Here is a 10,935-nt window from a genome sequence, read left to right as displayed (position 1 = left end):
GGCCCCGCCGCCGGCCGCGCCGCCGCCACCGGCCATGCCCCCGGTGACGATGTACCTGCATTTCCCATTCGTGACGGTGCCGATCCCCATCACCCCACCGCCGCCGCCGGGACGCTGAGGACGTGGCGCGCGACCGCGCCGGCGCGCACACTGGGCGGTGACGGCATGAGCGGCGAGGAGGTCGCGTGGGCGAATACGGTGGGTTCGGGTTTGATCCCGAAGAGATCGATCGGATGATCCGCGAGGGCAGCGAGGGCCTGCGCGAGGTGTTCGAGCGGGTCAGCAAGTTCGTGGCGGCTCCCGGAGCCCGGCCCGGGTGGTCGTCGTTCTTCGACGACCTGTCGCGGCGCCCACGCCCCGAGCCCGAGACCGCGGGCGAGGCGGGTGACGGCGTGTGGGCCATCTACACGACCGGCGCCGACGGCGGCGCGCACGTCGAACAGGTCTATGCGACCGAGCTCGACGCGCTGCGCGCCAACAAGGACAACGTCGACCCCAACCGCAGGGTCCGGTTCCTGCCGTACGGCATCGCCGTCAGCGTCCTGGACGGCGACTCGCCCGGCGACGAATCCGGCCACGAATCCGGTCACGAATCCGGCGGGGCCCCGCAAGGCTCGTAGGCCGGCGCCCGGCCTCAGCCCTGCTCGACGACGTTCGATCCCCCGGAGTTGCTGACCTTCGGCGTGCCCGTGTGGTAGGTGACCTTGTTGTTGAAGCCGGAGGCTTCGATGCTGTCGACGGCGTCGACGGTGATCTCGTTCTGCACGCCCGACACGGTGAGGCTGGCGCAGTGGCCGCTGATCACCACCGTGTTAGACACCCCGCTGACGCTGATCACGTTGTCGTTGCAGGCGATCGTCCGGTTCTCGCCGATCCCGGAGACGCTGAGCTTGGCGCCCGGCGGCGCGGTCGGCGACGTCGACGGGCTGGGCGTCCTGGCCCGGGTGGTGGACGGGGCGGTTCCGCGCGGGGTGCTGGGCGACGGACCGAACGTGTCGGTGATGGTCGGCGGTGAGCTGATGATTGAGCGGACCCCGGAAAGCTGGTGTGCCGCAAAGGCGGCGATGCCACCGGCGAGGGCCAGCACGGCGATGACGATGACCGTGCCCAGGATCCACCACGCGCGGTTGCCCGAGGGCCGTTGGGGAGGCGGGCCCGCGTACGGGGCGCCGTAGTTCCAGGCGGGCGGCGGGGGCGGGGGGCCGGGGCCCGGCCCGGGCGGGTAAGGCTGGGCGGGGGGCTGCGCGCTGCCCGCTTCGGACGCCCGCGCCGCGTCGGCGAGCGGGCGCTCGAGTTCCCGGATCCGATCCTCCGGGTCGTCGTTTGCTGCCATGGGTTGAATATGCCATTCGCGTCGGTGGTTTCGCGCGGTTCGGTAGTTTCTGGTTCGTGCCCGAGTTGCCGAACCGTCAGGTCGTGTTGCGTCGCCGCCCCACCGGGCTTGTCCGGCCCGGTGACACCGAGCTGCTCACCACCCCGGCGCCCGAACCGGGGGAGGGCGAGGCGCTGCTGCGCACCACCTACGTCGGGATCGACGCCGCCGCCCGCACGTGGCTCGACGACCAGCCCAGCTACCTTCCGCCGGTGCAGCTGGGCGAGGTCATCCGCGCCGCCGGGATCGGCGAAGTGGTGGAATCGCGCTGCGACGCCTACGCCGTCGGCGACGTCGTCACCACGTTGACCGGCTTCTCCGAGTACGCGATCATCCGCGACGACCTGTTCAGCACGCCCATCCCGGGCGAGGACGACCAGCTGGCGATCATGTCGGTGTACGGGCCGACGGGCGCCACCGCCTATTTCGGGATGACCGACATCGGCCGGCCGAAGGAAGGGGAGACGGTCGTGGTCTCGGCGGCCGCGGGCGCCACCGGATCGGTGGCCGGGCAGATCGCCAAGATCGCCGGCGCCCGGGTGGTGGGGATCGCGGGCGGGCCACAGAAATGCCGGGCGGTGGTCGAGGACTTCGGCTTCGACGCCTGCATCGACTACAAGAACGACGACCTGACGGCGGCGCTCAAGCAACACTGCCCGCGGCGCGTCGACGTCTACTTCGACAACGTGGGCGGGCCGATCCTGGACGCGGTGCTGGGCCGCCTGGCCCCGCGCGCCCGGGTGGTGCTGTGCGGGGTCATCTCCAGCTACCTGACCGGCGAGCACCCGGGGCCCGCCAACTATGTGAACCTGCTCTCCAAGACGGCGTTGATGCAGGGGTTCAACGCCCTCGACCAGTGGGGCCGCTTCGACGAGGCCTTCGCCGCGCTGCGGCAGTGGGAGGCCGAGGGCCGGCTCAGGCACCGCGAGACCATCTTCGACGGCATCGAGTCGTGCGTCGACGCCCTCAACGGCCTGTTCACCGGGGTCAACATCGGCAAGACCCTGGTCAAGCTCAGCGAACCGGGTTCCCGCTGAACCGCGTCGTGCCCAGCAGGCAAAAACTCGCCGCCACGGGCCCGGTGCGGGGTGCACGCCACCCCGGCGCGTGGTTTCATAACACCGTTTGCAAAGGTTGCCTGGGGGTGGCGGGCTTGGGTCGAAACACGGCTTTCACGATTGGTGGGTTGTAGATGGATCGTCGCAGCATGATGTTGATGTCGGGGCTCGGCATGCTGGGGGCGGCGATGCGCTTGCCCGGCGCCTGGGCCACCCCGCCGGCGCCGCAGGCGCCCCCGTCGGCCGGCCCGGGCGGGCCGTACATCTTCGCCGACGAGTTCGACGGGCCCGCGGGCTCCCCTCCCGATCCCGGCAAGTGGACCATCCAGACCTGGCAGGACGACGTGTTCCCGCCGGTCGAGGGCATCTATCGCGACGATCGCCAAAACGTGTTCCAGGACGGGCATTCCAACCTCGTCCTCTGCGCCACCCACGATCTGCTGAGCAACACCTATTACAGCGGCAAGCTGCGAGGCAACTTCCGCAGCATGATCAACCAGACCTGGGAGGCGCGGATCAAGCTCGACTGCCTGTACCCCGGCCTGTGGCCGTCGTTCTGGGGCGTCAACGAGGACCCGCTGCCCGACGGCGAGGTGGACATCTTCGAGTGGTACGGCAACGGCCAGTGGGCGCCGGGCACCACCGTGCACGCGGCGTCCAACGGCAAGACCTGGGAGGGCAAGTCGATCCCCGGGCTGGTTGACAGCAACTGGCACACCTGGCGAATGCATTGGGGCGAAGAGGGATTCGAATTCGCGCGGGACGGCGCCGAGTACTTCAAGGTTCCCAACAAGCCCATCCACGTCGCCGGCGGCGCCCCGGACGACTTCCGGTGGCCGTTCAACATTCCCGGCTACTGGATGACGCCGATGTTCACCCTCGCCGTGGGAGGTGTCGGCGCCGGGGATCCGGCTGCGGGCACCTTCCCGGCCTCGATGCTGGTCGACTACATCCGCATCTGGTGACTAGCGCTGCGCTTTGAACACCTGAACCAGGTTGAACTGCCAACGCTCGACGAGCCGGAAGCCCAGGTCGTGCGGGACCGCGAAGGCGGGGGTCGCCCAGTAGACCGGGCCGGGTGGGATCGCCGGGCCCTGCTCGTGCGCCGGCTGTGACGGGTCGCCCTGGGTGATGATCCACACGACGCCGCAGTGGCTCAACGGATTCGCGACGACCTCCGGGATGAGGTTGGTGTCGAAGACGTCGTTGCGGTCGGTGGCCCGCTGCCACAGGGTGAGGTCGATCAGCTTGCGATAGGCGTCCGGGCGCGCCGCCAGCAGCGGGCGCATCGGGGCGGGCATGAACGTCACCGTGTCGTTCACCAGCAGGCAATCGCCGGGTGCGGCCTTCGCGCTGATCAGATCGGCCACCTGGCTGTAGTCCATCCCGTACTTGGCGTACGGGTTACGTTGCGCGAAGAGATAATTCGGTGTCGCGGCGGCGGCGAAGAGCGTGACCAGGGCCGCCGTCCGCCACGGCCGGACCGTCACCGCCGCGGCGCAGACCCCCAGGATCAGCGCCATTCCCGGCGCCGTGAACGTCATATAGCGCGGGGTGTAGATGGGATGCACCACCGCCGAGTAGGCCAGGATGACCGCGGTCGGCAGGGTTAGCCACGCGGCCGCCAGGGCCAGCAGTTGCCCGTCGGCCCGCGCCAGGGCGGCAGATCCGCTGAGCCACAACGCGACAGCCGCCGCGATTACGAGCGCCGACAGCACGGCGAACGGCGGGCTGCGCTCGAAATACTGTTGCACCACCACGTCTTCGAGGGTCCGGCGACCGATCGGCGCGATCCAGCTGATCTGGTGCGCCTGCCCGGCGACCGTCAGCAGGAACGGCGCCATGGCGCCGACCGCGATAGCCGCCGAGGCGGCGAACCACAGCAAAACCGTTCGCGCGCAACGCGACACGATGAGGAGGACCAGGTGGGCGGCCACCAGCAGGGCGAGGTATACCTCGAGCGCGATCGACGCGGCGAGGGCGGCGCCGTAGGCCGCCCACAGCCAGCCGGTGTCGCGGCGCGCGGCGCGAACCAGCAGCACCGTCAGCCACACGGCGGCCATCATCGACAACGCATAGGGGCGGGCCTCGATGCCCGCCCAGGTCGTCCGGGGCAGGATGGCGCAGAAGACGCCGGTCGCCAGCGCGACCGTGCGCGACGAAAACTGCTTGCCCAACACCACGATTCCGGCGGCGGCGCCGCCGACGGCCAGCCCGCTCGGCGCGCGCGACCAGAACTCGGTGGGCGGAAAAACCTGAAACCAGGCGTGCATGAGGAGGTAGTACGCGCCGTGCACGGCGTCGACATTGCCCAGCATCCGCCACAACTGGGCGAGGGAACGGCTGTAGGCCGCCGAGATGGTGGCGGCCTCGTCGTACCAGAACGACGGGCGCGACGCGCCACCCAGGCTCACCGCGACGGCGAGCAGCCCGACGAGCAGCGGGTCCAGCGCGGACGGCGGGCGGCGAAGCGGGTTCCGCACGCCGCTATGGTGCCAGAAGCGGAGGACGGCCCCGCCGCTGGCCGAAGCTCAGTTGAGCAGCCAGACGTGCCAGAACCCGTCGGAGCCCAGGCGGCAGTCCCAATGGGTGTACAGGTTGTCGTTGTGCATGAGCTCGACGTGCGGGGCGTCCGCTTCGCAGCCGGCCTGGCTCGAGTAGTTGCCCTCGACCTCGATCTCGTCGGCACCGGCGACGCCCACCCCGGTGGTGAGCAGCCCGGCCAGCGCCAATAGGCCGGCGGCGCAAGCCAACTTCATGTGACCTCCCCTTGGTAGCTGAGCCGACTATATCGGCGGGCCCGGGCCGGGGCTCGAAAACGAAGAACTCGACGAACCGGGCGGTCATTCGAACGTATGATCGATCGATGGGGCAGTTCGCGTCCATCGGGTACAACGGCCAACCGGTCCGCAGCCCGTTTCGGGTGGTGCGCCCGCCGATCACCGTGCTGGTGGACCTGACGGTGCTGTTCCCGCGCGAGCCGCACCGCTCCGGTCGCTATCAGCCCAACGGTCTGCAACTGCACAAGGTGGTCGAGGGTCTGCTCAGTTGCTGGGGCCTGTGCGAGCAGGGCGATTGGTGGGGGCTGGTGACCTACCCGGTGGCCTACGGCTCCGAGCGCAAGACCGTGACGCACTGGGTCCCCGCCTGGACGCTGCGCCGAAACCGGTTATGAGATGCGATGATTGCTGACCGTGGACGCAAGTTGGGGTTCGGTGCTGACCAAGCTCGTCGCGTTGGCGGCGGTCATCGCGCTCTCGCCGATCACGGTCATCCCGGCGGTGCTGGTCCTGCACTCGCCCCGTCCGAGGCCCACCGGTTTGGCGTTCCTCGCCGGGTGGGCGCTGGGCCTGGTCGCCCTGACCGCGGTGTTCGTCGGCGGCTCGGGGCTGCTCGAAGGCCTGCACAAGGCGCCGCCGACGTGGGCGTCCTGGCTGCGCGTGGCGCTGGGGTCGGCGCTGATCGCGCTGGGCGCCTACCACTGGCTGACCCGGCATCGGCACGGCGACATGCCGCGCTGGATGCGCTCGTTCTCCATGCTGACCCCGGGGCGAGCCGGGGTGACCGGCGCGGTGCTGGTGGCGTTGCGGCCCGAGGTGCTCCTGGTCTGCGTCGCGGCTGGACTGGCCATCGGTAACAGCACCCTTGGTGTCGGCGGCCAGTTGCTGGCCGGTGCGTTCTATCTCGTCGTCGCCGCGTCGACGGTCGCGCTTCCGATCTTGGGTTACGTCTGGGCCGGGGACCGCCTCGACGACGCGCTGGAGCGCCTCAAGGTTTGGATGGAAGAACATCACGCGGTGCTGCTCGCGATCATCCTTGTTCTGATCGGTTTGTTCGTGCTCCACAACGGGATTCGCGCCCTGTAGATTGCAGCCCATGGCAGGAAGCTGGGGCACGGTGCTGACCGGGCTCGTTCCGCTCGGGCTGGTCGTCTCGCTTTCGCCGCTCACGGTCATCCCTGCTGTGCTGGTGCTGCAGGCGCCGCGGCCCCGGCCGAGCGGCCTGGCGTTTCTGGGTGGCTGGGCGCTGAGCCTGGCCGCGCTGACGGCGCTCTCCGTCGCGACCTCCCACCTGCTCGGCGGCCTGGACAAGTCGCCGCCGCGGTGGTCGTCGTGGCTGCGCGTCGTCCTGGGGTCGGCGTTGATCGTGTACGGCATCTACAAATGGCTGAACCGGCGCGGCCACGCCGAGTCCCCGGCCTGGATGCGTTCATTCGCCACCATCACCCCGGCCCGCGCGGGGATCATGGGGGCCGTGCTGGCCGTGGTGCGCCCGGACGTGCTGCTCATCTGCGTCCCCGCCGGACTGGGCATCGGCACTGCCGGGCTCGGCCTCGTCGGCGACTGGGTGGCCGCCGCGTTCTTCGTCGCCATCGCGGCATCCAGCGTCGCCATCCCGATCCTGGCCTACGCGGCGGCCGGCAGCCGCCTCGACGACACACTGGCGCGGCTCAAAGACTGGATGGACCGGAACAACGCCGCCCTGCTCGCGGCCGTCCTGGTGGTGATCGGTGCGATGCTGCTCTACCACGGCATTCACGCGCTGTAGCCGCCGTCGGCAAGGCCGGCGTCCTCCTCGAGCCGGTTGATGGCGCCGAAGGCGTATTCGCGGACCAGCTCGCGGCCGTAGCCGGCAAGCATGCCCGCGTAACCCTTGGAAGCCCACTGCCGGCAGTGGCGCTCTTCGTGGTGCAGCAACCGGTCCAGGTCCAGGCGGCTCTCCACCGGCCTCCCGCCGGCGCCGAGGTACCAGGCATGCCCGGACTCGACGATCCGGCGCAGCCACGCCGCGGGGTCGGTGAGGGTGCCGAGGTTGACCATGAAGATGTCGCCCCAGGTAGTGCCGCCGCGGCGGCAGAACTGCCGCTGGATCCAGTTGCCGCCCAGCCCCATGAGGATGCCGTTCGGCGTCGCGACCAGCCGCCCGCCGTTGCGGTCGACGAACCTCACGTCGCGGGCGTAGCTCCAGCGGTTTGCCTTCTGCCGCAGCATGATTCGCGTGACTTCGACGGCACTGTAGGGCGTCGGGGGGAAATCGGTGCGCCGCGTCCCCGTGCGGCCGTAGCCGGTGCCCCCGTTCAGGATGTAGGTGCAGAGCACCGCCGCGCGGGCGTCGGCGCCGCTGGTGCCCCGCGGCAGCAGGAAGAAGGACTTGCCGTCCGGGTCGGTGATCTGAGCCATGCGCCCGAGAACCCGGAAGCTCGCCGGGGTGATGGCGTGCCGCCCGGCGACCTCCGCGACGACGTCCGGGGCCACACCCCGCCGTGCGGCGTTGGCCCGCCATGCCTCGAAGTAGCCCGCTGCGTCCATGTCCGCCAACCAATTTAGGGTGTAGCGAATGAACAGGCGGCCCAGGCGACGCGGCATCGAACAGATCACCCGGGGCCTCGGCACCCTGGACCGCGAGGTCTTCGAAGCGATCGCCGAGACCGACACCCCGCTGCTGGACGCGATCATGCCGCCGCTCACCCGGGCGGCCGACAACTCGAAGTTGTGGCTGGCCATCGCCGCGGCCCTGATGGCCTCGGGAAAGCCCAGCGCCCAGCGCGGCGCGACGCGCGGCGTCGCCACGCTCGCGGCCACCAGCCTGGTCACCAACCAGGTCGCCAAGCGCATCCGCCGCCGCCCGCGCCCGGGGTACGAATTGGTGCCGTTGGTCCGGCAGGTCCGCCGCCGGCCGACGTCGAACTCCTTCCCATCGGGGCACTCCGCCAGCGCGGCCGCGTTCGCGGTCGGGGTGGGTCTGGAGAACCCGATGCTGGGGTTCGGGCTGGCGCTGCTGGCCGGGCTGGTCGGGCTGTCGCGGGTGGTGACCGGCGCGCACTACCCGGGTGATGTCGTCGCCGGGTTCGGCATCGGGGCGGGCCTGGCGGTGCTGGGCGGTCGGCTCGTCCCGCCGATCGTCGAAACCGCGCTGCCCACGACCGAGCCCCTTCGCGTCGCGACGCCCGAACGGCCCGACGGTTCCGGGGTGGTGCTGGTGATCAATCCCGAGTCGGGCAGCGGCACCGGGGCACGCGTCGTCGACGAGGTGCGCGAAGCGCTGCCGAAGGTCGACATCCGGGAGCTGGGCCCCGACGACGACCCCGAGGACGTCTTGCGCGGCGCCGCCGCGCGCGCCGAGGTGCTCGCGGTGGGAGGTGGCGACGGCACCGTGGCGGCCGCAGCCGGCGTGGCCATCGAGGCCGGGCTGCCGCTGGCCGTGTTTCCCGCCGGCACGTTCAACCACTTCGCGAAGGACATCGGCTGCGACACCGTGGCCAAGACGGTCGACGCGATCCGCCGCGGCAGCGTCGCGCGCGTGGACCTGGTGTGCCTCAACGAAACTCAGATGGTCCTCAACACCGCCAGCATCGGCGCCTACCCGACCTTCGTGCAGCAGCGCGAAAAACTCGAGAAACGCATCGGCAAGCCGCTGGCCGGTCTGTACGCGATGCTGCACACGCTGCGCCACCACCAGCCCGTGCGGATCTCATACGACAACAAGACGCTGCTGACGTCACTCTTCTTCCTCGGCAACTCGCTGTACCTACCGACCGGGTTCGCCCCGGCGCGGCGGACCCGCATGGACGACGGGCTCATCGACGTCCGCATGCTCGAGGCGGGCCGGCCGTGGGCACGCACCAGGATCCTGGCCGCGCTCGCGCTCGGGCGGTTGGAGCGCAGCCCGCTCTACCACGAACTGCAGGTGCCGGAGTTCAGCTTCGCTGCGGTCGACGGCCCGACGGTGATCGCGTGTGACGGCGAGGTCGGTGACGAATACGAGAAGGCCAGCTTCACCGCCAAATACCGGGTCCTGCCGGTCTTCCGCCCCTGCGACTAGCGCCCCTCGCCGTTAGGCGTTGGGGCACAGATCCCGCAAGGCAAAGATGACGACGTCCGCCGCCTGCCGGCCGTTGATCCCACCGGTGCCCTGGTCGGCGTCCGAGCGCTGGATCGCCAGGCCCTCCAGCTGTTGCGGGGAGGCGCCCCAGGAAAGCTGCTGGCACAGGTCCGCGCCCATCTGCAGCAGTGCCTCGTCGCCGCCGTTGACGGCGTGGATGCCGGCGTTGTGCAGGTCATTGAGAAAGGCAGTCTGGTCGGCCCGGGCAGGGCTGGCCCATCCGATCCCCGCGGCCAGCAGTGGGCCTACGAGGGCCGCGCCCATGAACCGGCCATAGGGCCGCTGTGCTGCCATTCGATTCTCTCCTTCGTCCCGTGCCCGATTCGGATGATGCACTTTTACACGAAAGTGCCGTGAGACACGTTGCGGAAGAGAAATCCCGACGATGAATAGTCGGCAAAGACCGACCGCCGGGCCGCGTTTTCGCCGTCGGCCGGCGGGTCGGGGAGCGACCGCTATGCGTTCGGGCAGAGATCACGCACGGCAAAACCGACGACGTCGTCGGCCTGTTGGGGCGTGATCCCCCGTGCGCCCTGCCTGCTGTCCGAGCGCTGCACCGCGAGGCCCTCGAGCTGCGAGGGCGAAGCGCCCCACGACAGTTGCTGGCAGAGGTTCAAACCCATCTGAACCAGCGCTTCGTCGCCGCCGGTGACCGCATGTATCCCCACCTTGTGCAGGTCGTTGACGAAGCTGGTGGCGTCGGCCTGCGCCGGGCCGGCCCACATCACCCCGGCGACGAGCAAGGGGCCAACCAGGAACGCTGTCTTGATGAATCGGCCATAGACCCGCTGTCCCCACATGGGAACCCTCCCTCTCCTCGTTCACCATCCGTTTACCTCTATAGAACCTCCAAGACATGTTGGATTGCCGAAAATTCCCTGTGAATGAGCTGCGCAGAATCGCCCGGCCGGCCGCCGCCGGCGTCGGCAGACCCGCACGGCCACAACCGACTTCGTGACGCCCTTGTGACGTCACCGTTTGGCAACGGCGCGGTGCGGCGCGTCCGGCGTTTCATGGCGGCTGACCACAATTGGCTCGGTCGCCGAAAAGACGGCTACGCGGTTCTGCTGCACCAGATGGTTATGTGAGCGCGAATAAAGGAGAGTCGACGCTGATGGCGATCGTCGATCGGTTCAACATGAAAGTAGTTGCCAGCCTTGGGTTGTGCGGAGCCGCACTCGCGTTGAGCCCGGATGCGGCAGCCGCGCCCCTGAAGACGGGTGGCTACGCCTGCATCCAGGGGCAGGCCGGGGAGGCCGGCGCGCCGCTGGCCGGACCGGGGGCCGCCGGTCGGCGCCGCTCCCGTCGGCGCGTCCTTGACGCCGGACATGTCGATGAGCGGGGCACCGGCGATCCCGTCGAGGGGCGCGCCGGCGGCCAGCGGCCCACCGAGTGCGACCAACGGAGCGCCGGCCGGCACCACCGGGGCGATGGGCAGCGGCGCACCCAGCGGCAGCGGCAGCGGGGCGCCCAGGGGCAACGGCACGGGGGCGCCCACCGGCAGCGGGCCGGGCACCGCCAATGGGACACCGGCCATGTCGGTGAGCGGCGCGCTGGCGGTGCAGACCTCCGCGGTCGGCGCTCCGCCCGCGGCCGCCGCGCCGCCATCGGCACCGGCGGCCC

The 10,935-nt window shown here is 70.2% G+C and carries 13 protein-coding genes and 1 pseudogene; 7 read left to right on the top strand and 7 right to left on the bottom strand.

Annotated features, from left to right (window positions below):
* Window positions 1-185 precede the first annotated feature (185 nt).
* Entirely contained in the window at window positions 186-620 is a 435-nt protein-coding gene (locus A9X04_RS20480; RefSeq protein WP_067924308.1) for a hypothetical protein, read from the top strand.
* Between the two features lie 14 nt (window positions 621-634).
* On the opposite strand, the gene A9X04_RS20475 is transcribed toward A9X04_RS20480, so the two are convergent.
* The gene (locus A9X04_RS20475) at window positions 635-1,333 is read right to left on the bottom strand and encodes a DUF3060 domain-containing protein (protein WP_067924307.1); all 699 of its coding nucleotides are present in this window, start codon (window positions 1,331-1,333) and stop codon (window positions 635-637) included.
* A gap of 56 nt (window positions 1,334-1,389) precedes the next feature.
* Here A9X04_RS20475 and A9X04_RS20470 point away from each other — a divergent pair, with 56 nt between their 5' ends.
* Both A9X04_RS20470 and A9X04_RS20465 read left to right on the top strand, forming a co-directional pair.
* Window positions 1,390-2,409 carry an NADP-dependent oxidoreductase gene (locus tag A9X04_RS20470; protein ID WP_067924311.1) on the top strand — a complete coding sequence of 340 codons (1,020 nt, stop codon included), beginning with the start codon at window positions 1,390-1,392 and terminating at the stop codon, window positions 2,407-2,409.
* A gap of 155 nt (window positions 2,410-2,564) precedes the next feature.
* A complete protein-coding gene (locus tag A9X04_RS20465) occupies window positions 2,565-3,395 on the top strand; it encodes a family 16 glycosylhydrolase (protein ID WP_067924306.1) in 831 nt (276 codons plus the stop codon).
* Here the strand turns inward: A9X04_RS20465 and A9X04_RS20460 are convergent, their stop codons facing one another.
* The gene (locus A9X04_RS20460; RefSeq protein WP_067924305.1) at window positions 3,396-4,913 is read right to left on the bottom strand and encodes a glycosyltransferase family 39 protein; all 1,518 of its coding nucleotides are present in this window, start codon (window positions 4,911-4,913) and stop codon (window positions 3,396-3,398) included.
* Between the two features lie 48 nt (window positions 4,914-4,961).
* Entirely contained in the window at window positions 4,962-5,189 is a 228-nt protein-coding gene (locus A9X04_RS20455) for a hypothetical protein (RefSeq protein ID WP_067924304.1), read from the bottom strand.
* 107 nt (window positions 5,190-5,296) lie between these two features.
* Here A9X04_RS20455 and A9X04_RS20450 point away from each other — a divergent pair, with 107 nt between their 5' ends.
* Genes A9X04_RS20450 through A9X04_RS20440 form a run of 3 tightly spaced genes read left to right on the top strand, consistent with a single transcriptional unit; the run spans window position 5,297 to window position 6,978 of the window.
* Window positions 5,297-5,605 (top strand): hypothetical protein, encoded by a 309-nt coding sequence (locus tag A9X04_RS20450; RefSeq protein ID WP_067924303.1) that lies wholly within the window; start codon window positions 5,297-5,299, stop codon window positions 5,603-5,605.
* 40 nt (window positions 5,606-5,645) lie between these two features.
* Window positions 5,646-6,296: a GAP family protein gene (locus A9X04_RS20445; protein ID WP_067924302.1), complete on the top strand. Its 651-nt coding sequence runs from the start codon at window positions 5,646-5,648 to the stop codon at window positions 6,294-6,296.
* Window positions 6,297-6,306: 10 nt separating this feature from the next.
* A complete protein-coding gene (locus A9X04_RS20440; RefSeq protein WP_067924309.1) occupies window positions 6,307-6,978 on the top strand; it encodes a GAP family protein in 672 nt (223 codons plus the stop codon).
* Here A9X04_RS20440 and A9X04_RS20435 read toward each other — a convergent pair.
* A complete protein-coding gene (locus A9X04_RS20435; RefSeq protein ID WP_067924310.1) occupies window positions 6,966-7,739 on the bottom strand; it encodes a hypothetical protein in 774 nt (257 codons plus the stop codon). The two genes, A9X04_RS20440 and A9X04_RS20435, sit on opposite strands and share 13 nt — an antisense overlap.
* Window positions 7,740-7,767: 28 nt before the next feature.
* On the opposite strand from A9X04_RS20435, the gene A9X04_RS20430 reads away from it, so the two are divergent.
* Window positions 7,768-9,252 (top strand): bifunctional phosphatase PAP2/diacylglycerol kinase family protein, encoded by a 1,485-nt coding sequence (locus tag A9X04_RS20430; RefSeq protein ID WP_067924301.1) that lies wholly within the window; start codon window positions 7,768-7,770, stop codon window positions 9,250-9,252.
* A gap of 12 nt (window positions 9,253-9,264) precedes the next feature.
* Here the strand turns inward: A9X04_RS20430 and A9X04_RS20425 are convergent, their stop codons facing one another.
* The 3 genes and pseudogenes from A9X04_RS20425 to A9X04_RS20415 form a co-directional block, all read right to left on the bottom strand.
* The gene (locus A9X04_RS20425; RefSeq protein ID WP_197509255.1) at window positions 9,265-9,576 is read right to left on the bottom strand and encodes a DUF732 domain-containing protein; all 312 of its coding nucleotides are present in this window, start codon (window positions 9,574-9,576) and stop codon (window positions 9,265-9,267) included.
* A 191-nt stretch (window positions 9,577-9,767) separates the two neighbouring features.
* Window positions 9,768-10,112 carry a DUF732 domain-containing protein gene (locus A9X04_RS20420; RefSeq protein ID WP_067924299.1) on the bottom strand — a complete coding sequence of 115 codons (345 nt, stop codon included), beginning with the start codon at window positions 10,110-10,112 and terminating at the stop codon, window positions 9,768-9,770.
* A 467-nt stretch (window positions 10,113-10,579) separates the two neighbouring features.
* Window positions 10,580-10,935, bottom strand: a pseudogene (locus tag A9X04_RS20415) (hypothetical protein); the annotation flags it as partial.

This window comes from Mycobacterium sp. E3247 (assembly GCF_001667785.1).
In the GTDB taxonomy this organism is placed as follows: Bacteria; Actinomycetota; Actinomycetes; order Mycobacteriales; family Mycobacteriaceae; genus Mycobacterium.
This window is presented reverse-complemented; position numbering and strand designations above follow the sequence as displayed.